Source organism: Ensifer sp. BR816, assembly GCF_000378985.1.
In the GTDB taxonomy this organism is placed as follows: domain Bacteria; phylum Pseudomonadota; class Alphaproteobacteria; order Rhizobiales; family Rhizobiaceae; genus Sinorhizobium.
In genome coordinates this window covers 2,575,678-2,595,840 of record NZ_KB905370.1, presented here as the reverse complement: position 1 = coordinate 2,595,840, position 20,163 = coordinate 2,575,678, and the positions used below count along the sequence as shown (strand labels likewise).

Annotated in this window: 22 protein-coding genes; 10 read left to right on the top strand and 12 right to left on the bottom strand. The window is 61.7% G+C overall.

The window, feature by feature from the left end; all coding sequences use genetic code 11:
- Positions 1 to 63: 63 nt before the first annotated feature.
- From RHIBR816_RS0112590 to RHIBR816_RS0112570, 5 genes are read right to left on the bottom strand one after another with little or no spacing between them, the layout of a single operon-like run.
- Positions 64 to 1,299 carry an ABC transporter substrate-binding protein gene (locus RHIBR816_RS0112590; protein ID WP_018236904.1) on the bottom strand — a complete coding sequence of 412 codons (1,236 nt, stop codon included), beginning with the start codon at positions 1,297 to 1,299 and terminating at the stop codon, positions 64 to 66.
- Position 1,300: 1 nt separating this feature from the next.
- Positions 1,301 to 2,308, bottom strand: a complete 1,008-nt coding sequence (locus RHIBR816_RS0112585) for a branched-chain amino acid ABC transporter permease (RefSeq protein WP_018236903.1) — start codon at positions 2,306 to 2,308, stop codon at positions 1,301 to 1,303.
- Entirely contained in the window at positions 2,305 to 3,186 is an 882-nt protein-coding gene (locus RHIBR816_RS0112580) for a branched-chain amino acid ABC transporter permease (RefSeq protein WP_018236902.1), read from the bottom strand. Before RHIBR816_RS0112580 ends, RHIBR816_RS0112585 begins: the two co-directional genes overlap by 4 nt.
- A gap of 1 nt (position 3,187) precedes the next feature.
- Complete coding sequence (locus RHIBR816_RS0112575) at positions 3,188 to 3,898, bottom strand: ABC transporter ATP-binding protein (protein WP_018236901.1); 711 nt, start codon at positions 3,896 to 3,898, stop codon at positions 3,188 to 3,190.
- Entirely contained in the window at positions 3,895 to 4,689 is a 795-nt protein-coding gene (locus RHIBR816_RS0112570) for an ABC transporter ATP-binding protein (RefSeq protein WP_018236900.1), read from the bottom strand. The genes RHIBR816_RS0112575 and RHIBR816_RS0112570 overlap by 4 nt, the downstream gene beginning before the upstream one ends.
- 258 nt (positions 4,690 to 4,947) lie before the next feature.
- Between RHIBR816_RS0112570 and RHIBR816_RS0112565 the strand changes: the two genes are divergently transcribed.
- On the top strand, positions 4,948 to 5,364 hold the full coding sequence (locus RHIBR816_RS0112565; RefSeq protein ID WP_018236899.1) for a DoxX family protein: 417 nt from the start codon (positions 4,948 to 4,950) through the stop codon (positions 5,362 to 5,364).
- Between the two features lie 270 nt (positions 5,365 to 5,634).
- Here RHIBR816_RS0112565 and RHIBR816_RS0112560 read toward each other — a convergent pair whose 3' ends face one another.
- From RHIBR816_RS0112560 to RHIBR816_RS37485, 3 genes are all read right to left on the bottom strand, one after another.
- Positions 5,635 to 6,237 (bottom strand): TetR/AcrR family transcriptional regulator, encoded by a 603-nt coding sequence (locus tag RHIBR816_RS0112560; RefSeq protein WP_026186921.1) that lies wholly within the window; start codon positions 6,235 to 6,237, stop codon positions 5,635 to 5,637.
- A gap of 68 nt (positions 6,238 to 6,305) precedes the next feature.
- The gene (locus tag RHIBR816_RS0112555; RefSeq protein WP_026186920.1) at positions 6,306 to 6,659 is read right to left on the bottom strand and encodes a DoxX family protein; all 354 of its coding nucleotides are present in this window, start codon (positions 6,657 to 6,659) and stop codon (positions 6,306 to 6,308) included.
- A 12-nt stretch (positions 6,660 to 6,671) separates the two neighbouring features.
- Positions 6,672 to 6,842, bottom strand: coding sequence for a hypothetical protein (locus tag RHIBR816_RS37485; protein WP_018236896.1), 171 nt, complete (start codon positions 6,840 to 6,842; stop codon positions 6,672 to 6,674).
- 179 nt (positions 6,843 to 7,021) lie between these two features.
- Here RHIBR816_RS37485 and RHIBR816_RS0112545 point away from each other — a divergent pair, with 179 nt between their 5' ends.
- The 7 genes from RHIBR816_RS0112545 (at position 7,022) to RHIBR816_RS0112515 (ending at position 12,554) form a co-directional block, all read left to right on the top strand.
- The gene (locus RHIBR816_RS0112545) at positions 7,022 to 8,134 is read left to right on the top strand and encodes an S-(hydroxymethyl)glutathione dehydrogenase/class III alcohol dehydrogenase (RefSeq protein WP_026186919.1); all 1,113 of its coding nucleotides are present in this window, start codon (positions 7,022 to 7,024) and stop codon (positions 8,132 to 8,134) included.
- Positions 8,135 to 8,187: 53 nt separating this feature from the next.
- On the top strand, positions 8,188 to 8,766 hold the full coding sequence (gfa, locus tag RHIBR816_RS0112540; protein WP_018236894.1) for an S-(hydroxymethyl)glutathione synthase: 579 nt from the start codon (positions 8,188 to 8,190) through the stop codon (positions 8,764 to 8,766).
- 95 nt (positions 8,767 to 8,861) lie between these two features.
- Positions 8,862 to 9,164, top strand: a complete 303-nt coding sequence (locus tag RHIBR816_RS0112535) for a DUF3861 domain-containing protein (protein WP_018236893.1) — start codon at positions 8,862 to 8,864, stop codon at positions 9,162 to 9,164.
- A gap of 63 nt (positions 9,165 to 9,227) precedes the next feature.
- Positions 9,228 to 9,671, top strand: coding sequence for a thiol-disulfide oxidoreductase DCC family protein (locus RHIBR816_RS0112530; RefSeq protein ID WP_018236892.1), 444 nt, complete (start codon positions 9,228 to 9,230; stop codon positions 9,669 to 9,671).
- A 162-nt stretch (positions 9,672 to 9,833) separates the two neighbouring features.
- The gene (locus RHIBR816_RS34045; RefSeq protein ID WP_245262581.1) at positions 9,834 to 10,286 is read left to right on the top strand and encodes a DUF1016 N-terminal domain-containing protein; all 453 of its coding nucleotides are present in this window, start codon (positions 9,834 to 9,836) and stop codon (positions 10,284 to 10,286) included.
- 9 nt (positions 10,287 to 10,295) lie between these two features.
- Positions 10,296 to 11,285, top strand: a complete 990-nt coding sequence (locus RHIBR816_RS0112520; RefSeq protein ID WP_026186918.1) for an AraC family transcriptional regulator — start codon at positions 10,296 to 10,298, stop codon at positions 11,283 to 11,285.
- Between the two features lie 60 nt (positions 11,286 to 11,345).
- Positions 11,346 to 12,554: an MFS transporter gene (locus RHIBR816_RS0112515; protein ID WP_018236889.1), complete on the top strand. Its 1,209-nt coding sequence runs from the start codon at positions 11,346 to 11,348 to the stop codon at positions 12,552 to 12,554.
- 600 nt (positions 12,555 to 13,154) lie between these two features.
- Here RHIBR816_RS0112515 and RHIBR816_RS0112510 read toward each other — a convergent pair.
- The 4 genes from RHIBR816_RS0112510 to RHIBR816_RS0112495 all read right to left on the bottom strand — a co-directional run bounded on the left by RHIBR816_RS0112510 (position 13,155) and on the right by RHIBR816_RS0112495 (position 17,646).
- Positions 13,155 to 13,952, bottom strand: coding sequence for an inositol monophosphatase family protein (locus RHIBR816_RS0112510; protein WP_018236888.1), 798 nt, complete (start codon positions 13,950 to 13,952; stop codon positions 13,155 to 13,157).
- A gap of 80 nt (positions 13,953 to 14,032) precedes the next feature.
- Positions 14,033 to 15,547: a sulfatase-like hydrolase/transferase gene (locus RHIBR816_RS0112505; RefSeq protein ID WP_018236887.1), complete on the bottom strand. Its 1,515-nt coding sequence runs from the start codon at positions 15,545 to 15,547 to the stop codon at positions 14,033 to 14,035.
- A 229-nt stretch (positions 15,548 to 15,776) separates the two neighbouring features.
- A complete protein-coding gene (locus tag RHIBR816_RS0112500; protein WP_018236886.1) occupies positions 15,777 to 16,586 on the bottom strand; it encodes a glycerophosphodiester phosphodiesterase family protein in 810 nt (269 codons plus the stop codon).
- 37 nt (positions 16,587 to 16,623) lie between these two features.
- Positions 16,624 to 17,646, bottom strand: a complete 1,023-nt coding sequence (locus RHIBR816_RS0112495; protein WP_018236885.1) for a LacI family DNA-binding transcriptional regulator — start codon at positions 17,644 to 17,646, stop codon at positions 16,624 to 16,626.
- A 113-nt stretch (positions 17,647 to 17,759) separates the two neighbouring features.
- Between RHIBR816_RS0112495 and RHIBR816_RS0112490 the strand changes: the two genes are divergently transcribed.
- A complete protein-coding gene (locus RHIBR816_RS0112490; RefSeq protein ID WP_018236884.1) occupies positions 17,760 to 19,133 on the top strand; it encodes an ABC transporter substrate-binding protein in 1,374 nt (457 codons plus the stop codon).
- A 75-nt stretch (positions 19,134 to 19,208) separates the two neighbouring features.
- Positions 19,209 to 20,162: a carbohydrate ABC transporter permease gene (locus RHIBR816_RS0112485; RefSeq protein ID WP_018236883.1), complete on the top strand. Its 954-nt coding sequence runs from the start codon at positions 19,209 to 19,211 to the stop codon at positions 20,160 to 20,162.
- Position 20,163: the final 1 nt, after the last annotated feature.

Sequence of the window (20,163 nt, the reverse complement as noted above, 5' to 3'; positions counted from 1 at the left end):
ACCAGGTTAGATGCGCAAAAAAAGGGGCGCCTGCGCGCCCCCCAGCTGTCTGCCGAACATCATTCAATGCGAGGGTGTCTTCCCCTCGAAAGACATCAACTGGCCCAGCGGCTTATAGGCACTGCCATCGAACTGGAAAAGCTGAAGGCTCTCGATCGGGTAAACATCTTCTCCGCTCTTGGTGTTCAAAGCGATGCCGGATCGGAGAAGATCCAACTCGACGCCCTGGAGGTTTCGGGCGGTCTCCATCATGGACTCCCGGGTGGGAGCCTTCATCGATTCGAGCACCTTCACCAAGGCGTTGCCCGTCGTATAGCCGACCTGACCAAGCGCATCATCAATGGCAAACTTCGCCTTTGCCGCGTCGTGATCGGCGATATAACGCTTGACCCCGGCGTCATCTTCAGGCGCAGCGGCATTCACCTGCTTCAGATACTGGCTGGTGATCACTCCAGTTGCGTTCTCGAGGCCGGCGGGCTTCAGCGAGGCGACCGAGGCCGCGATGTTCGAGACGAGTGTCGTCGGCTTCCAGCCGCTTTCCGCCGCAAAGCGCACCGCTTCCGCGCCCTGCTTCGGGCCGGTGATCACCACCAGCGTGTCCGCTCCCGAGGCCTTCAAGGTCGACAGCTGCGTTTCCACCGTCGGATCGGCCGATGTCACCGGCTGGGCGGCGACGATCTTGATGCCGGACATGCTGATCGCGTCCTCGAGGGCCTTCTGGAAGGTCTGCCCCGTCTCGGTGTTGAGATAGAGGAGTGCGATTTTCGCCTCTGGCTTGGCCTCGATCAGGTAATGCGCGAAGACAGCGGCTTCGGTCGTGAAGGAAGGAACGAGGCCGATCTCCCATTCGGGACCGGCAAGCTCGTGGACGCCCGAATACATGAAGAGATTGGGCACGCCGCGTTGGGTGATATAGCGGCCGATCGCCTGGTTGTTCGGCGTGCCGGCCGTCGCGAGCACGGCGAACACCTCCTCGCGCTCGACGAGCTTGCGCACATTGGTGAGCGTGCGCTGCGGATCGAGCCCGTCATCCTCGACGATAAGTTCGATCTTGCGCGTCTTGCCGTCGCCCATCTTGACGCCGCCTGCGGCATTCATCGCGTCGATTTTCGTCCGGACGCCATCGGCGATCGCGCCGAGCGCCGCAACCGGACCCGTTAGCGGTCCAGAAATGCCGATCCTGACGGCGTCGTCGGTAATGCCGGGGGTCTCCTGCGCCTGCGTACCTCCCGCGATGAGCCATGTAAAAGCGAGGGCCTTCAGCAGGCTGGAAGATTTTCCTGGAACGCGTATCGGCATGTCATTCTCCTCCCAATTGACCGGGCACGGCGCCCGGGAAGCGTGACGAACTCTTGAATTTGAAGACACCCAGAATGGCCGCCGGAAGCTTCTCCATCCGCAATCCGGCAATGCCCTGGCGCGCAATCATCATCATGCCGATCAGGCAAAGCCCGTAGATCAGCCCGCCGAGCGCGGGATTGATATCGGTCGTGAAGCCCGGCACGAAGACGACGAACAAAGCCCCGATGAAGGCGCCGGCAATGCTGGTGATGCCGCCGACAATGCCGCCGATCAGGATGTCGATCGATTTCATCGGAAGGAAGGACTGCGGGCTGATGAAGCCGTTGAGGATGCAGAAGAGGCCTCCGCCAAGCCCCGCCAGCGCCGAGCTCACGGCAAAGGCGGCCAGCCGGCCCTTCGTCAGGTTGACCCCCAGAGCTTCGGCGATCACCGGATTGTCGCGCAGCGCCCGCATCATGCGGCCGGTATCGCCGCGCAACAGGCGCGTGACCACCACGATGGAGATGGCCGCACAGATCAGTGACAGCCCGTAGAGCCAGGCCTCTTGGCTGCCGGGAAACCATTTCGGGGCAAACGGCTGGTCGGTCGCAAGACCCGTCACGCCGCCGGTAAGCGTGTCCATCTTCAACAGCAACTGCGGAAATGCCGACGCCACGCCGAAGGTGATGATCGCCAACTGCAGTCCCTGCAGCCTCAAGGCGGGAAGGCCGATGATCACGCCGATTAGCCCTGCCGAGATGGCGGCAAATGGGAGCGTCGCAACCGGATCCCAGCCGAAACTGACATTGAGAATGGCCGTCGTATAGGCACCCACCCCGAACAACGCACCCTGTGCCAGGCAGATCTGCCCGGTAAAGCCGAGGAGCAGGTTGAGGCCGAGGATGGCAATGCCATAGGAGACGGCGATGCTGATCTCGAACAGCAGGAAGTCCGGAACGAAAAGCGGCAGGCCTAAGAGAGCGGCTACAAGAGCCGCCGGGGCGAATCGAAGAAGTTGCGTGCTCATAGCTTGACCACCGTGCGAGTACCGAAGAGACCGACCGGCCGAACGAGCAGGACGACGAGAGTGACGAGGATCGGGATCACCACACGCAGATCCGCACCGATGAAGGGCAGAAACGTTGCGCCCAGGCTTTCGGCCACGCCGACGATCAGACCGCCGATCATCGCCCCGAGCGGACTGTCCCAGCCGCCGAGGGTGGCCGACGCCAGGGCGTAGAGCAGGATCGGCATCATCATCGTGGGGCTCAGGAACAGCCGAGGCCCGACCAGAAGCGCCGCGACAAAGCCGATCGCTGCGGCGAAACCCCAGCCGAGCATCAGCATCCGTTCGACCGGAATGCCGACGAGAAGGCTCTTCTCGCCGTCATAGGCAGAGGCTCGCATGGCGAGGCCCAGCCGCGTGAAGCGAAAGACCACCCCCGTGAGCGCGGCGAGGCAGATGAGGACAGCGATCATGCCGGCAGCGCTTGCGGTTAGGCGCACGCCGCGAATATCCCAGCCGACATTCGGGAACATCGAGGGAAAGGCGCGCTGGTCGGAGCCCCACAGCCACAGCGAAAGCGCCTGGAAGACCACGAAGAGCCCGAGCGTCGCGACGACGACGGCTTCGACGGGAGCCGTGGAGACCGGCCTGATGACAAGGCGGAATACGCCGATGCCCAGCAGGAACGCCAGCACGCCGGCGACGAGAAAGGAGAGCATCATCGGCACGCCCCATTCACAGAGCTGCCAGGCACAATAGGCGGAGAAAGTGGCCATCTCGCCTTGCCCGAAATTGACGATGCGCGTCGCGCGAAAGATCAGAACCAGTGCCAGCGCCAGCGAAGCGTAGATGGCACCGGAAGCGAGCCCGTCGACGACGAGTTGGAAGAAAAGGACCATCTCACACCCCCAGATAGGACTGCTGCACAGCTTCATTGCCAAGCAGTTCCGCAGCCGCGCCGCTCACCGTGAAGGATCCGGACTCGAGCACGTAGGCCGTGTCCGCGAACTGGAGCGTGAGGTCGGCATTCTGCTCGACGATCAGCAGCGTCATGTCGTGCTCCCGATTGAGCGTCTTGAAGATCTCGAAAATCTCTTGGGTGATGGCCGGCGCCAGCCCGAGCGAAGGCTCGTCGCACATCAGGAGCTTCGGCCGCGACATCAGCGCCCGGGCAAGGGCCAGCATCTGCTGCTCGCCGCCACTGAGGCTGCCGGCCTGTTGGCGGCGGCGCTCGGCGAGACGCGGAAAGGCCGCGTACCAACGCTCCATATCTTGGGCGATCTGTCGCCTGTCGGTGACGGTGAAGGCGCCGGCCGCAAGGTTCTCTTCGACGGTAAAGTCGCCGAACGTGCCGCGGCCCTGCGGTATGTGCGCAAGGCCGAGCGCTACCCTTTGTGCGGCGTTGCAGCGGCTTACGTCTTTACCTCGGAAGTGGATTGTTCCGCGCGCCGGGACGAGGCCGGACAGCGCCCTCAGGATCGTCGTCTTGCCGGCGCCGTTGGCCCCGAGCAGCGCCACGATCGTGCCCTGCTCGACCGTGAAATCGACACTATGGAGAACATCGGCTGCACCATAACCGGCAGAAAGACCCTGTATCTTGAGCATCGTCATCGTGCCCTCCCGAGATAGGCGTCGATGACATCGGGGTTGGCTTTGACCTCTGCCGGTGTTCCGCTCGCCAGGTTGCGGCCAAGGTGGAAGACCTCGACGCGATCGCAAAGGCTCATGACAAGCCCCATATGGTGCTCGATTAGCACGATCGTGACGCCATGATGATCGCGGACACGGGAGACGAGCTCGCCGAATTCGGCGACTTCCCCATGGGTGAGGCCGCCCGCCGGCTCATCGAGGAGAAGCACTGTGGGTCGCGAGGCAAGTGCGCGGGCGATTTCCATGCGCTTTTGCGTCGCATAGGGCAGCGAGCCCGCCGCCGCCTCGGCAACCCCGGAGAGATTGAAGTCCTCCAGGATCGCCCGACAGTGCTGCTCCGTCTCGCTTTCCACGCGACGGGCACGCCCGGGTCGAAGCATCGCCTCGACAAAGCGGCCGCCGGTCAGGTGGTGGGCGCCGAGCATGACGTTTTCGAGAACCGTCATGGCGCCATAGATGCCGAGATTCTGAAATGTGCGCGCAATGCCGAGTCCGATGATCCGGCGCGCTGGCACGGCTTCGATCGCCCGTCCGTGAATACGGATTGAACCGGCGGTCACGGTGCTCAGCCGGGTAATGGAGTTGAACAGCGTTGTTTTACCGGCGCCGTTCGGGCCGATCAGGCCGCAGATCTCGCCGGCATTCACTGTCAGTGAAACGCCCTTGAGCGCGTGAATGCCGCCAAACCGGACATCGACATTTTCGATGGAAAGCACCGGGCCGCCGCCGGCGGCCTGCAGATCCACAGCCATCCTATCCTCCCCTGGGGCTGTTCACTCACTCCCGAGCCTGTCGGCGCGCCACTGCTCCTCTGCGGGCCGCTTGACAATTCTCAAGATACCGCAAAGTATCTGAAGTCCGATCGGTATGTCAATGCCTACTTTGAAGTGTAGGAACACGCCGCCGGATGCGGGGATCCAAAGCTCGCTTATCCCGCGTTGCCCATCCCAAGAGATTCCCCGGGCGGACCGCGCGGAATGCAACAGACCATAGCAACAGGAGACACACAGATGATCGATTCACGCTCTGCCCCTTACGCCATCCTCATGCTGCGGGTGACACTCGGGCTACTCTTTCTCGCCCATGCCGGTTTGAAGATCTTCGTCTTCACGCCGGCCGGAACGGCCCAGTTCTTCGCGAGCCTCGGCCTGCCGCCCGCCCTTGCCTATCTGGCGATCGCTCTCGAGACCGTGGGCGGCCTCGCCCTTGTCGTCGGCTTCTTCGCGCGCCTTGCCGCATTGGCGCTCATTCCGGTGTTGGTCGGCGCGATCACCACAGTCCATGCCGCGGCAGGCTTCTTCTTCACCAATCCGAATGGCGGCTGGGAGTTTCCGGCACTGTGGATTGTCGGTCTGGCCGCAGTCGTTCTTGCGGGTGATGGAGCGTTTGCAATACGCCCCACTCTGCGGATCAGTGCTGCCTCCTGAACGCCTTCCGCCTGGTCCGCGTCCGCAAAGTCGGATGCGGGCCACGCCGGGCCCGTGCATGCGATCAGCAGCCGGATATCAAGACACGAGATTGACGACCAGCTCAACACTCAAAACCCGATCGCGCGGCGTGGATTGTAAGCCTCTGGCCGCAACGATTCCGTAGGGCTGGCTGCGCTTACCGGCAGGATTTCGCTCGAGGCAACTTGTGGATGGTTCGGTGCGCTTTATCGCGGGAACGGTCCTTCGACGTCACGCAGGCGCGACATCTCACTGCGCCGTTTCCCGGATACCATAGGCTTCGTACATCGACGTCAAGGCAACTTTCACAAGTTCTCCAACCGTCGGCCCATTGGTGAAACTCGAGGCGGCGCCATAGGTGAGCTCGAAGACGATGCCGCCGAGCGCCGTCGGCCCGGCGGGCGCCTTGCCTTCGGGGAACAGCCGGAGCAGGATCCTGCCGAGACCTTCCCACTGCGCACGGAACAGGTTCGAATGGCGTTCGCCGAAGGTGGCGTTGCGTCTCGCATGGCGGAAAAGTTCCAATGCAAGCATTCCCCAGCTCGGGTCGGTGGAGCGTTCCTGCGCCCAATTGCTCAAGGTGTCGATCAGCTCGCGGGCGTTTTCGATCGGCCCGAGAAGCTTCTGAAGCTCGATCACGTCTTCGCCGGCATGCGTCTCGAGCAGGTAAAGGAAAATATCTTCTTTGCCATTGAAATTGGAGTAGAAGGCACCCTTGCTGAAGCCCGCCTCCTCGGCGATGCGCTCGATGGTGGCGCCCTCGTAGCCTTCGCGGGCGACGACCTCGCGCGCGGACGACAGCAGTTTCGCTTTCGTCCGTGCCTGACTCTGTTCCCGGGTCAATCGCGCCAAAATTACTCTCCCTGATTGCTATCGCACTCGGATACCCCTCAGTATCTTGAAAACGCCCGAACGTCAAATCAAAGCACGACCAGAACGCAGGTTGCCGACCAGAACACCATGAATTCCGGCCCCTGTTTCTGCCATCGCCAGTTCCATCCGTTTATGCGAAGGACGGCATAGCTGGCGCCAAGCAGAACGGCGACAGCCAGGCCTGCGGCGAACTGCGGAAAGATGTTGAGAACCAGGCCGGCGCCGGCAATCAGTTCCACGATGATGGTGATGATCACGAATGCGCCGGCCGGATGGAACCCGGCCTTGGCGAAAGTCGCCGAGGCTGGCCCGACATTGCGCATCTTTCCGAGACAATGAGGTATGAACCACAGGCCGCACAGCACCCGGAGGATTGATGTTGGTTCGAACAGGACATCCATTTCCACGTCCCCCTAGGCTGCCGGCTGCTTGAAGAGGCGTTTGTCGCTAGCGGCCGCTGTCGACTCACGCGCGCTTGCACCAGCCTCTTGCAGGTTTGCCTTGTCGGCACCCACGGCAAAGACCGATCCTCTTACTTCCATCCGCTCACCGCCCCGCGGCTGCTCTCCAGCAACGTCAAACATTCGAACCCTCCCTGTCTACGTCATTCAGCCGATCGCCGGGCCGCTTATCCGAGGCGACCGTCAGATCGTGGTGAACATCATTCCGAAACCGCATCTTGCTATTTCAGATACCAAATAGTATCTACAAACCGATACGAACGTCAATGCCGCAATTCGGCCATATCGAGCGAGGACTCCACATGAAATCACGCGCCGCGGTCGCTTGGGCTGCGAACAAGCCACTGTCGATCGAAACAATTGACATCGGCGGCCCCAAGGCGGGCGAAGTCCTCGTCGAGATCATGGCAACCGGCGTCTGCCACACCGATGCCTACACGCTTGCCGGTCTCGATTCGGAAGGCAAGTTCCCGGCGATCCTCGGGCATGAGGGCGCCGGAATCGTCAGAGAGGTCGGTCCCGGCGTCATGTCGCTGAGGCCGGGCGACCACGTCATTCCGCTCTACACGCCGGAATGCCGCGAGTGCAAAACCTGCCTGTCGCGCCGTTCCAACCTCTGCACTTCCATCCGGGCGACGCAGGGTCAGGGGCTGATGCCGGACAGAACGACCCGCTTCTCCTGCGACAGCGGCGAGATCTTTCATTACATGGGTTGCTCGACCTTCTCGAACTTCACCGTCCTCCCCGAGATAGCCTTGGCCAAGGTCCGCGAGGACGCCCCCTTCGACAAGATCTGCTACATCGGCTGCGGCGTGACGACCGGCATCGGCGCGGTCGTCTACACCGCAAAAGTCTGGCCGGGCGCGAATGTCGCGGTCTTCGGCCTCGGCGGCATCGGCCTCAACGTCATCCAGGGCGCCCGCATGGTCGGCGCCGACCGGATCATCGGTGTCGATCTCAACCCCGCCAAGGCCGAGATGGCGCGCCGCTTCGGCATGACCGACTTCATCAACCCGAACGAGGTAGGGGCCGACAAGGTCGTGGAGGCCATTCAGGATCTGACCGGCGGCGGCGTCGACTTCTCTTTCGATGCAACCGGCAACACCAATGTCATGCGCCAGGCGCTTGAATGCTGCCATCGCGGCTGGGGCGAGTCGATCATCATCGGCGTTGCCGAAGCCGGCAAGGAAGTCTCGACGCGGCCGTTCCAGCTGGTGACCGGACGCGTGTGGAAGGGAACGGCCTTCGGCGGCGCTCGCGGCCGCACCGACGTGCCGAAAATCGTCGACTGGTACATGGAAGGCAAGATCAACATCGACGATCTGATCACCCACAGCATGCCGCTCGACGAGATCAACACGGCCTTCGACCTGATGCACGAAGGCAAATCCATACGATCAGTCGTTCTGTTCTGAGGACGAAAGCCGCCGACACACATCGTTATCGCATTGCGTAACAAGGAGGATGCATGACAAATTCCATCTCTATCCACCCCCTTCTCGATCGTGGCGTCACGAGAACTGCCGAGGCCTTTGCCGGCGGCGTGCTCGTCTGCGCCTGCATAGAACGTCCTGTCAAAGTCAGGGTCGAGGGGCCGATCGCGCACAATCATGTTTGCGGTTGCACCAAGTGCTGGAAACCTGAAGGCGCGGCGTTTTCGATGGTCGCCGTCGCACCGCACGATAAGGTGACGGTCCTGGAAAACGGCGACAAGCTTACCGTTGTCGATCAGTCGGCACTGATCCAGCGGCATGCTTGCACGGAATGCGGCGTGCACATGTATGGGCCGGTCGAGCGCGAGCATCCCTTCCAGGGCCTGGATTTCATTCATCCCGAGCGTTTTCAGGAGAATGGCTGGCAGGAACCCGGATTTGCGGCTTTCGTCTCGTCCATCATCGAGGCGGGTGTAGATCCCGAAGCGATGGGCGGGATCCGGCAGCGCCTCATCGAGTTGGGGCTTGCGCCATACGATTGCCTCTCCCCGGCGCTGATGGACTACATCGCGTCCTGGACGGCGGCCAGAACCAACAGGGCGCAGCACAGCTAAGAGGACCGTCGGGGCCGGCCCGCTAAAGGCAGGTTAGCCCTGACGACCATCGAGCGCCGCCAGCAGCCGCGAAAGGCAACTAACCAGGAGTGATCATGGCTTCTTCAGGCTACACCTACGAGATATCGCTGAAGCTTGTTCGCGCACGGGACGGCAGCGTTCCGAGCGAACCCGCGTCGCTGACGTTCGAGCACGTCAGCCATGACGACATTCTCGCCATTGTCGAACGGGTGCGCCACCATTCCGGTCTCGGTCCGGACGCGTCTGCCGCCGTGGCTGTCGGGACAAAATTGCTCGGCGAAGTCATGATAAGCGACAAGAGGAATCCGTTGTTCGATCCGCTGCGGGCTGGACTTCACGCGTTTATCGCGTCGTTGAAACAGAAGACCACAACATAAGTGCCGGCGAAGGTCGTGACGACGCGTTCCTTGAGGAAGGATTAGGTGAAGTGAGCGGCCGCGATGACAGACTACAGTTACAGAAACGATCCCGCTGTGCCTCCCTTCCCTGACGATAAGCCCGTCTTCGTCTTCGACGGCCAATGCGGGTTCTGCTCTGCTTGGGTCCAATTTGCCCTGAAGCGCGACAGGCACCGAAGATATCGGTTCCTGTCCGCACAATCGGAGATCGGCGCAGCACTCTATCGCCACTACGGCCTTGAGGAGCGCTTGTACGAAACCAGCCTTCTCCTTGAAGCCGGCCGGCCTTATCTGCGCCTGCACGGCATCATCCGGCTTCTAGCGGGTCTTGGCTTCCCTTGGACGACAAGCCACGCTATCAGCCTCATTCCACGGCAATGGGCTGATGCGCTCTATGACCTTGTCGCGCGTAACCGCTATAGAATTGCAAGGAAATCGATCTCCTGTTTCGTGCCCAACCCGGTGGACGCTGATCGATTCATCTAGCACGTGGACTGCAAAACAGACCTTAGAGCCCATCATACGATACCTGTCTTTGCAGTTGAAAAGAATCGAACCGCAAACCCGCTCGTCACCCCGTCAAAGTGCCGGATGGCTGCGTGGCACTGGTAAACGCTAAAGCTTTTTCGGGCCCGGGCTGCTAAAGACTTGATCACGCCCATTCCTTCATCTGACTATTACGCCTCTCTACTCGCCGAGCTTAAGGACAGGATCCATACAGCTCGTCTGAAGGCGGCCGTCGCTGTCAATCGAGAACTCATCTTGCTCTACTGGAGCATCGGCAGCGAGATCTTGGCACGCCAAATCGCCGAAGGATGGGGCGCCCGCGTCATCGATCGGCTCGCCGCGGACCTTCGGCGCGATTTTTCCGAGATGACGGGCCTTTCGCCGCGAAACCTCAAGTACATGCGCGCCTTTGCTCAGGCATTCCCGGACGAGCAAATTGTGCAACAATTTGTTGCACAACTGCCCTGGGGCCATAACGTCAAACTCATGGAGGCATTGAAGAATCCTGAAGAGCGGCTCTGGTATGCTCGCCAAGCCGTAGAGCACGGATGGAAATTCAACCGCCACCTTGCATCCCGGACGGGCGGCATCTAAATTGGGCAGATGCTTGACCGTTCGTCCCGTTCCTCTTCGCCGCCAAATATCCCAATGGATGCGCTGAGCGAAGTCCTACGAGACTTTCGCTTGAGTGGCGTCAACTATGGCCGCTGCGAGCTCCGACATCCATGGAGCATCGCCTTTCCGCAACAATCGTCGCTTCGTTTTCACTTCGTGAGCCAGGGGCCATGCTGGATCCATACGGAAACGCATGACTGGCAGGAGTTGCACGATGGTGATCTGGTGCTGCTGCCGCAGGGCATCGCCCACCGGCTGGCCAGCGCGCCCGGTGTCGTCGACGACTCGCTCAAGAGTTGCCAAGTGACCAAGTTGGGTAGCAACGTCTGCGAAGTGGTGCGGGAGGGAACGGGTGAGACCAGCACACTTTTCTGCGGCTCCATGGCCTTGGGCGCCGGTGCGCTTAACCCCTTGATCGCCTTGATGCCCTCGATCATCAAGGGCTGCGATGTGGCCGGCAATGACCCGATTGTTGGTCCCCTGCTAGCGGCTATGACAGCAGAGGCCGCACAGCCGCAAATGGGCAGCGCAACCGTTTTATCGCGTATGGCGGACCTGCTCGTCGCGCGGCTCATCCGCTGCTGGGTTAATTGCAGCGGAGCCTCGACCACCGGCTGGCTTGCCGCGATCCGCGACCCGCATATCGGTCGCGTCCTGGCCGCCATGCACCGCGACCCCGGACATAACTGGACCCTCGAAAGCCTCGCCGGCGTGGCAGGTCAATCGCGCTCGATCTTCGCCGAGCGCTTCAGCGCTATTTTAGGGGAAGGTGCGGCACGTTATCTCGCTCGTCTGCGAATGCAGCTCGCCCGCGAGTTATTGGGGCAAAGCGGCATGTCAGTTGCCGAGGTCGCAACCCGTTTAGGCTATGAATCCGAGGCGTCCTTCGCTCGGGCGTTCAAGCGCATCACCAACGTCTCGCCGGGCGTTGTGCGTCGCAGCATTTCCGGACGAACGGACATGGATTTCGGATTCTAAGGCACATATCATCCTGCAAGACTGGTCTAAGAAGATCTCCCCACCCTTGGAGATGCTTCAATGACGGATACAACATCACAGTTTGACAGCGCGCTGATAGACATTGATGCCGTTGAGCCGGCCGCCTGGAGCGCGGCCACCTGGTTCGCCGTCCTCTCGATGGCGGCTACCAGCTTTGCCCTTGTGTCCGCCGAATTCCTGCCGGCAGGTCTGCTGACGCCAATGGCGAGCGATCTCGGCATTAGTAAGGGAACGGCCGGACAGGTCGTCACCGCCACCGCTTCCGTTGGCGCGGTGACAGCCTTGTTGAGCAATGTTCTCATCGGCAGATTGAACCGCAAGACTGTGCTGGTCGGTCTCAGTGCCTTGGCGATCGGCTCCAATATTCTTGCGGCGCTGGCGACCGATTTCTGGCTATTGCTGTTGGGCCGCGCCGGGTTGGGCATCGCGCTCAGCGGTTTCTGGGCCCTTTCAGTTGCCGTCGTGGCGAGGCTGGTCGGCACCAACGCGACGGGCCGGGGCATGGCGGTCGTCACCCTCGGCGTCTCGCTCGCCACCATTGCGGCGCCCTCGATGGGCGCGTTGATCAGCGACTGGCTGGGCTGGCGCTGCGCCATGGCCATGACAGCGGCGCTTGCCGCATTTGCCATGCTGTTGCAGGTTCTTAGCCTGCCGACGCTGCCTGCGAGCACAAGCAATAGCGTTGCCGATGTCTTCCGGCTGACACGGCGGCGTGGTGTTCAACTGGGAATGCTTGCTATCCTTTTGCTGATGACGGGGCATTTTGCCGGCTCGGTCTATGTGCGCCCTTTCCTCGAGCAAGTGACGCTCCTTGAAACCTGGCCGATTGCTCTCGCGCTGCTCGGGTTTGGCATTGCCGCAGTGATCGGCAATATTGCCGGTGGCCGAATGGCTGACGCTGATATCCGCACTGCCCTCATGGTCACCGCGGCGTTAATGGCGTTTGCCACCCTCGCTTTGGTGCTTTGGGGCGCGCATATCGTCGTCGCCTTCGGCTTCGCTACGCTTTGGGGCTTCGCTTTCGGCATGGCGCCGGTGGTGTTGCCTACCAATCTGTCCCGCGGGGCACCCGACGCGCTTGAAGCAGTGGGCAGTCTGATGGTCGTCTCTTTCCAGGTCGCCATCAGCATCGGCGCGGTGTTCGGCGGCTACGCCGTGGACAACTATGGCGCTACCGGGCCCTTAACCCTTACCGCCGTCCTTGCCGCATCGACGGTCGCCCTGGCGCTGCTGCAGCCCCGCGGTTAATAGCTTAATATTGCTCTGGCGGCTAACCAGGGCGCCTTGGCCTTGACATGCTTGCGGATGCGGCGAAAGCTCGGCGCATCCGCAAGGTGTTCCGGAATCGTATCGAGCGCGTGGGCGGTTCCTCGATCCCAGCTCGACCTCGAAGTGTGACAGTTGAGGGTAGGACTTGAGCCAATTCTTGTCCGCAGTGCGCCCAAACGTCGTCATGCCAACAGCGACTCGACCCAGATAATGCTCCCGCATCCTGACCGACCGCCCTGAGAGGATTAGAACTGCGGACCCGCCCATTGTGGGGGGGAACGTCGTCAAAGTGGTCGGATGGCTGCGCGTCGTTTGATCTTCGCCCTAGCCTGTTAAAGACTCATTTATGAGCACGCTCATTCCTTCATATGACGGTTACGCCTCTTTGCTCGCCGGCTTAAGGACAGAATCCGAACAGCCCGCCTGAAGGTGGCCGTCGCTGACGATGAGTTGTGCAAAGTTTGCGTTGACCGTTTCCGATCGAAGGGGCAGCGGCTCCGTCGATGCTTTCGGGTGCCTGCGTTCTCTACGTGCTTCATCGTTTCGGTAAAACAGCGAAATGATCAAATGATGACGTAGTCAATGGCTGTGGATCGCCACCAAGTCAGCATAAGCGGTTGGATTGCTGGCTAGCACTGGGTGGCCCTTAAACAAGGCTTCGCGCTCTGTCGGAAAGGACAGATAGTTGCCACCGGCCTCCTTGACGAGGCAGTAACCAGCCATGCAGTCCCAGGCGTGCATGTGCGGCTCGTAATAGCCGACGAGACGGCCGGCGGCGACATAGGCCAGCATCAGCGCACCGGAGCCATTGCGAATGAAGTTGCCGCCAATGCCGAGCAAAGCGGCGATGATCTGACCCACCCGCTCCGGCTCGACATAGGTGTTGCAGCCTATTCCGGTCATACCGTTCTGGATCGTGCGAGACGGATCGAGGTTCAATTTTATCCCATTGAGGCTCGCACCCTTGCCGGCGGCCGAGGCATAGAGTTCTCCATCGCAGGGCACATGGATCACGCCGACCACCGGCAGACCGCCATGCAGCACGGCGATCGACACGCACCACGTCGACATGCCATTGATGAACGGCGCGGTACCGTCGATCGGGTCCACGACCCAAGTATAGCCCGACGCATCCTCCACGTAGCCAAATTCCTCGCCGAGGAACCCGTCGTCTGGAAGTTCGGCGGCGACGCGCTCCCGAATCAGCACCTCGACATTCCGGTCGGCGATCGAGACAACATCCTGTAGATCGCGCTTGGTCTCGATCACCAGGGTGTCGCGCTTGTTGAAGTAGTCGAGCGCGAGCGCCCCCGCCTCCTGGGCAACTGATTTCGCTAGGGCAAAACGCCGATCGAGATCCTCTTCATGCATGCTCATGGTTTTTCCTTTCATGATAGGAGAAGATACGTCGCGATCGGCGCAACGATTAGGCACACTCTTTCGGAACGGCCACTCACTTAGCTTTCGATCGCGATACGGGTGTAAGCTTCCGGCGGAGCATCGTTGGCGCGCATGAGATCCTGCAGGAGGCGCGCCATTGCGTGCTCGATATCTGGCAAGAAAAGGGGTGTATTCTGCCCTGGATCGTCAGCGAGATCGTAGAGCCGGCTTTCACTCTCAAGGAGCGCGCCGGGACCGTAGTTCTCGAACATTGGCGACCGGTCGATAACCGGTACCTTGAGGATCGGCGCTCCCTTGGTGAAGGGCATCGGCTGCGCAAGCGAGGCTCCGGCGAGTTCCTCAGGCGTGAACGGCTCCCAGATATGCGTTGGCATCAATGTATATTGGTAAAGCTCCTGCGACCTAGGGTTGGGCGGGAAGCGGTGATAGGTATAGCGTCCGTCCGTCACGTTGATCGCACCGCCGAAATAGCCGAACAGAGCACCATGCCGAAGCGAGCGATCGGCGTCGAGCAGCGGCAGCAGCGAATGCCCCTGCATCTCGGCAGCGGCCGGCACTTCGAACAGATCGAGGAACGTCGGCGCGAGATCGATGGTCTGGGTCAGAGCCGACCGCCGGACGCCGGCGCCTGTCGGCCGGCGCGGATCATGGACGAAAAGCGGAATGTGCACGATCTCCTCGTACATGTTCATCCGGTTCTTCGCCCAGAAATCATGCTCGCCGAGAAGAAAGCCGTGATCGGTGGTGACGACGAGCGCGGTGTCGCGCCAAAGGTCGTGCGCATCGAAATAATCAAGAAGCTGGCCGATGAGGAAATCGCAAAGCGCGACGACGGCGTAGTAGTTGGCGCGCAGTTCCTCGCACTCTTCCGGCAGCTCGTCGACGCGGCCGTAGCGCGGCCAGTCGCGAACGGGACCGTTCCAGCCCGTCCTGGATTCTGCGCGAAACCGCTCGGGCGCGGTGAAAGGTTCATGCGGGTCGAAGGTCTCGATTTGCAGGAGCCAATTGTCTGCCTTTCGGTTCCGCTCGAGGAACTCCAGTCCCGCGGCGAAGCAGCGCACCGACGGGAACTCGCTCTCTTCCCTGATGAATTCGCGGTTGACGATGTTGCGCCGAAACTTGTCGCGTGCCGCCTGGCTGAATTGCCGATCATGATACATCTGGCGCAGGCGTTCCCATGGCGGCTCAACCATGGCTTTCCACGGATCGCCCTCCTGCCCGCGGATGAACTCGTAGCTGTCATACCGGGTGTGATAGGTCGCGCCGCCATCCTCGAAATAGTGGAAATGGTCGGTGACGAGATGGCTGTAGGAGCCGGCCCGGCGCAGCAGCTCGGGAAAGGAATTGTCGAAGGGCTCGAGCGGTCCCCAGCTCCTGTGGAGGAAGCTCAGCCGTCCCGTCTGCATGTCGCGGCGCGCCGGCATGCAGGGCAGGCTGCCGACATAGTGACGCTCGAATGTTGCGGTGCGCTCAGCCAAGCGGGTGAAATTCGGCGTCGGAACCCGCCGTCCCCCGTATGGCGCGAGCACGTGGCGGTTGAGCGAGTCAAAGAGTACGAAGACGGCCTTCATCGATCGGCTGTCCCTCATTCAGAGCTGCCGAATGCAGTACGGCGTTTGAGCATGTCGATCCCGTCCCGCGGCCACAGGAAAGCAGCGTCCCGGGCGCGCATACGTTCGTGCAGGCCCCCCATTCTCGCTGAAAAGAACCCGGCTGCAACTGGATTGTGAATAACCCCGAGCGCCGGTGCAGGCGGTCAGCCAGAGCTATCGGTCGTGGCGGCCCCACCTCGAGCAGGCCTCAGCCGGCGCGGCCGGCGCGCCTGACGAGCATGGAAATGAACGGCACGTCGTCACCCGATATCGTGTCGATCAGTCCATCGGCGATCCACTGCACCAGGTCCGGCAAGGGATCGCGTCCAGCCCGCCAATACTCGGCGAGCACGTCGGGGCGAGGCACGTGCACGCGGTTGCTGAAGCCCGCTTCGTGCAAGGCTTTCGCATCGTCGGGGTGGAACATGTCGAACTCGATCGACACCGACTTCGCGCCGCATGCTTTCAACACGCCAACAGGATCGGCTTGGCGGGCGTGGGTGATGGCTTCGGTCCTGAGGCCCGCATGGCGCTCGACCGCACGCTTCAGCGCCACATGGTCGAAGCTGATGACACTGACCCGGTCGACGGTGCCCGTTGATCGCAACAACGCAGCCACGCAATCAATGGCGACATCCGCCCGCTCCGCCTCCTTGATCTCGAGCACAACCCCCATGTCGTCCGCCTTCGCCCAATCGAGAGCCTCCGCCACCGTCGGTATCTTCGTTCCGGCGAAGGCGGGATGAAAGCGAACCCCTGCGTCGAGTCTACGGATCTGCTCAAGGCTGAGGTCCGCTGCAAAGCCGTGACCGTCTGTCGTCCTGTCGACGGTCAGGTCGTGAAGGATGATCGGCTCGCCGTCGGTGGTCAGCACGACGTCGATCTCGACCGTGGTCGCCCCGGCGGCCTTTGCCGCTTTCAATGCCGGCAAAGTATTCTCCGGGTAGTGGAGGCTGTAGCCGCGGTGGCCACAGACATGGACGCGTCCCGCTTCGCGGGCAAGGAAGCTGAAGGCCATATTCGACGTCTTCCTTCATCGTTGGAGCACGACCTCCTTACAAGCGCGCTCTGACAGTTTTGCGAACAACGAGCTCTACTGGGAAGTAGACCGAAGTCGGCGGCGAGTCGGGATTGGCGAGGCGCCGGTCGAGGATCGATACAACCTCGCTCGCAATCCGCCAAGGATCTTGCCGGAGCGTGGTCAGACTGTAGGAAGACCATGCGGCGATCGGCACATCGTCAAAGCCGACAATCGAAACGTCGTCGGGGACGCGCAGGCCGGCGTCGCGAAGGTGATCGAGCGTCCCGAACGCCATGAGGTCGTTCACGCAGAAGACCGCGTCGGGCGCCTGGTCGCTCGCCAGCAGGCGTCGCGCCGCCTCTTTCCCGCCATCATAGTCGGCGCGTCCGGTCCGCACGACCTTGGCCTCGAATCCGGAAGCGGCGGCAAATTCGACAAAGGCGTGCTCGCGAGCGGAGAGGCTAGAGCTCGGGTTCGCCCTGTTGATCACGGCGAAACGAGAGGCTCCGGCCATGCGCAGGACCTCAAAGGCCTGCTGCGCACCGTCCCTGTCATCGCAATGGACGCTGTCGAGGCCGGTCTCGGCTCGATTTACCAGGATCAGTGGCTGGCCGTTCCGCCGCGTGAGTTCGACAAGGCTGGCTGGCGGCGAGCCTGAGAGGAAGACGGTCGCCTCCGCCCGATAGCGCAGCAACTGGCGGCTGGCATTCGCAACGTCGTCCGCCGTGGGCCCGACGCTGATGATCGCCGGGATGTTGGAGCGCTCGATCAAGGCATGCGAGAGGGCGGCAATCATCTGAGCCCGGAATGGAGCGTCGGCGTCGGAGGTCACGAGCCCCACCAGCCGGCTCCGATTGGCATGAAGCCCGCGGGCGAGATCATTGACCTGATATCCGAGCGCCGCGGCTGCTTCCCGCACCTTGGCCAGCGTCGCCGGTGCGATGCTTGCGCCGGGGGTGAACGCCCGCGAAACCGCCGATCGGGACACGCCTGCGCGCTCGGCGACCGCCTGGGCGCTCACGAAACGGCCCTGATTGCTGTCTCTGCTATCCGACATCGGCCTGACCCCGCTGGACATTCCCCAAAGCGCCTTCATAATCATGTTGCACAGCTTTGCAACAACAATGACGGCACGATGAAAAGGGTGCCGCGGCACGGGAGAAAATCAGGATGATTCACTGGAAAATCGGAACTGCTGCGCTTCTGAGCGCGGCGTTGGTGAGCGGCTGCGCGGCCTTCCTTGCGGCGACGCCGCTCTTCGCGCAAGAAACCGTGAAGCTCGAACTCTGGTCGCGCCAGGATCCCTCTGGGCCGTTGCGCCCCGGCAACGTGATCAAGGCTGCCGAGCGGCTGAACAAGGAACTCGAGGCCGAGGGCTCCCCGAAACGCGTCGAGGTTGCCGTGCGCGAGAGTCCCGCCAAGGGCTTCGACGACGACGCACTGCAACTTCTCAAGGTCTTCGGCGTCGGCGAAGGCCCCGATATGTTCATCGCCGCGCACGAGTGGATCTGCGCTTTCCAGGAGGACGGCTTCGCTCTCAAGCTTGACGACTATATCGCCAAGTACCCTCAACATTTCGGCACGATCTTTCCGTCGCTCTGGTCATCGGCGAAGTGTCCCGATGGCACCTACGCGATTCCGCAGGACGCCGAAGCCAGGATGTTTTTCTACAACAAGAAGCTCCTGCGCGAGGCCGGCTACGACGCTGCCTTCGTCGACGCCATGCCGGAGCGGGCGTTGTCGGGCGACCTGACGTTGGACGAGGTGCTGGAGATTGCCAAGCAGGTCGTCGACAAGACAAAGGCGCAATACGGTGTCCTTCACCGGCCGAACAAGGGGCCCGACTACATCATGGTGTTCCAGGCCTATGGCAGCGACTTCGTCGATCCGGCAACCGGCAAGCTGCTCCTCGAGCGCGACAAGCTCGCCGCTGCCTTCGGCTGGTTCGAGCGCGGAGTGAAGGAAGGCGTCATTCCGGCCAACAACACCGCGATGGAGTTCGATGCGCTGCGGAAGGAATTCTACACCGGCAACGCCGCATTCTTCATGTACGGCATCTGGGACCTCGGCAGCGTCGCGTTCCCGACCTACGGGCTGCCGCAGGAGGAGAAGGCTTTCTTCGCTGATTGGGGCTGGATCGCCGGGCCGGCGCCCCAAAAGGGCGGCTCGCCGGTCAGTCTGACGCACCCGATCGTCTATGTGATTGCTGCCGACACGAAGGAGCCGGAACTCGCCGCCCGCCTGCTTGGCCACGCTTCAGCGGCCGACCTCAACACGGATCACGCGGTCACGACGACGCATATCGGCATCAAGCCCGAGCAACTCGAAGACCCGCGCTATGCCAAGGCCTGGCCGCTCGCCAGAGCAACCGAACTGCTGAAGATCACCAAGTTCCTGCCGAACAACTCGCAGTTCGGCGACCTCAACGGTATCATCTATGCCGGAATTCAAGGCATAGAGTCGGGGCGGTTGTCGGCGGAGCAAGCGGCAGACTTCGTCATCGAGGAAGCCTCGTCCTCCCTCGAGGACGTGATCGTCAAATAGGTCCAATCGGTCTCGCGACCGTCGATCCGGACGTGCCGGGTCGACGGTCGCGAAGCCCGCCCTGCGAGCCAAACGATGACGACGATAGCGGATCAACTCACGATCGAGCGGCGCGGCCATGCGGGATCAGCGGCGCGAAGGCGCACGAACTTCGTGATCTTTCTCGGCCCGGCGATCCTGCTGACGGTCTTCTTCTTCGTCGTCCCCGTCATAATCGATATCACAGTGTCGTTTACAGACCTCAGCCGCTCGCTCCGTATCAGCGAGTTCACCACCGAGCAGTACGAGAAGGTCTTTCGAACGGATCGCCGGTTGTCGCAGGTCATAGGGCTGACCTTCATCTATGTCTTCGGCACGCTGGCGATATTCAACGTCACCTTTGGCCTGATCCTCGCCATCACCACCACGGCGATCCGGAATGTCTCCGGCAGCTTCTTCCGGGGTGTGTGGCTGCTGCCGCGAATGAGCCCTTCAGTCCTCTATATTCTGCTCTGGCTTTGGGCGGTGAGCCCCACCGAGGCCGGCCTCGTAAACCAGGTCTTCATGCAGGCGTTCGGTCTCGACGCGCCGCTCGATCTGCTCACTTCGGCACCGATCGCTCTCATCATCATCTCGAACGGCTTCATCGGCGCTTCGATGGGCATGATCATCTTCACCGCCGCGATCCGCGGCATCCCGGAGCACCTGTTCCACGCGGCGGCAGTGGACGGCGCCGGGACCTTCGCAACGATCCGCTTCATTACGCTACCGGCGCTGCGTTGGCCGATCAGCTTTGTGACGATCTACCAGACACTTTCGCTGCTGGTCAGCTTCGAATACATCCTGCTCCTCACCAAGGGCGGTCCGTTCTATGACACGACTGTCTATGCGCTCTATGTCTACCGTCGCGCCTTCGAGAGCGGCCAATATGGCTACGGAGCCGCGCTGGCGCTTTTTCTGATCGTCATCGGGGTCATCGTCGCGCTCCTCGGCTGGCGCTTCTTCGATATGGAACGCCTGCTGCAGCGCCCGCGCATCGAGGTGCATTGAG

Coding starts and splice junctions, on each gene's coding strand:
- RHIBR816_RS0112590 (WP_018236904.1), bottom strand. CDS start 1,299: ATGCCGATACGCGTTCCAGGAAAATCTTCCAGCCTGCTGAAGGCCCTC.
- RHIBR816_RS0112585 (WP_018236903.1), bottom strand. CDS start 2,308: ATGAGCACGCAACTTCTTCGATTCGCCCCGGCGGCTCTTGTAGCCGCT.
- RHIBR816_RS0112580 (WP_018236902.1), bottom strand. CDS start 3,186: ATGGTCCTTTTCTTCCAACTCGTCGTCGACGGGCTCGCTTCCGGTGCC.
- RHIBR816_RS0112575 (WP_018236901.1), bottom strand. CDS start 3,898: ATGACGATGCTCAAGATACAGGGTCTTTCTGCCGGTTATGGTGCAGCC.
- RHIBR816_RS0112570 (WP_018236900.1), bottom strand. CDS start 4,689: ATGGCTGTGGATCTGCAGGCCGCCGGCGGCGGCCCGGTGCTTTCCATC.
- RHIBR816_RS0112565 (WP_018236899.1), top strand. CDS start 4,948: ATGATCGATTCACGCTCTGCCCCTTACGCCATCCTCATGCTGCGGGTG.
- RHIBR816_RS0112555 (WP_026186920.1), bottom strand. CDS start 6,659: ATGGATGTCCTGTTCGAACCAACATCAATCCTCCGGGTGCTGTGCGGC.
- RHIBR816_RS37485 (WP_018236896.1), bottom strand. CDS start 6,842: ATGTTTGACGTTGCTGGAGAGCAGCCGCGGGGCGGTGAGCGGATGGAA.
- RHIBR816_RS0112545 (WP_026186919.1), top strand. CDS start 7,022: ATGAAATCACGCGCCGCGGTCGCTTGGGCTGCGAACAAGCCACTGTCG.
- gfa (WP_018236894.1), top strand. CDS start 8,188: ATGACAAATTCCATCTCTATCCACCCCCTTCTCGATCGTGGCGTCACG.
- RHIBR816_RS0112535 (WP_018236893.1), top strand. CDS start 8,862: ATGGCTTCTTCAGGCTACACCTACGAGATATCGCTGAAGCTTGTTCGC.
- RHIBR816_RS0112530 (WP_018236892.1), top strand. CDS start 9,228: ATGACAGACTACAGTTACAGAAACGATCCCGCTGTGCCTCCCTTCCCT.
- RHIBR816_RS0112520 (WP_026186918.1), top strand. CDS start 10,296: ATGCTTGACCGTTCGTCCCGTTCCTCTTCGCCGCCAAATATCCCAATG.
- RHIBR816_RS0112515 (WP_018236889.1), top strand. CDS start 11,346: ATGACGGATACAACATCACAGTTTGACAGCGCGCTGATAGACATTGAT.
- RHIBR816_RS0112510 (WP_018236888.1), bottom strand. CDS start 13,952: ATGAGCATGCATGAAGAGGATCTCGATCGGCGTTTTGCCCTAGCGAAA.
- RHIBR816_RS0112505 (WP_018236887.1), bottom strand. CDS start 15,547: ATGAAGGCCGTCTTCGTACTCTTTGACTCGCTCAACCGCCACGTGCTC.
- RHIBR816_RS0112500 (WP_018236886.1), bottom strand. CDS start 16,586: ATGGCCTTCAGCTTCCTTGCCCGCGAAGCGGGACGCGTCCATGTCTGT.
- RHIBR816_RS0112495 (WP_018236885.1), bottom strand. CDS start 17,646: ATGTCGGATAGCAGAGACAGCAATCAGGGCCGTTTCGTGAGCGCCCAG.
- RHIBR816_RS0112490 (WP_018236884.1), top strand. CDS start 17,760: ATGATTCACTGGAAAATCGGAACTGCTGCGCTTCTGAGCGCGGCGTTG.
- RHIBR816_RS0112485 (WP_018236883.1), top strand. CDS start 19,209: ATGACGACGATAGCGGATCAACTCACGATCGAGCGGCGCGGCCATGCG.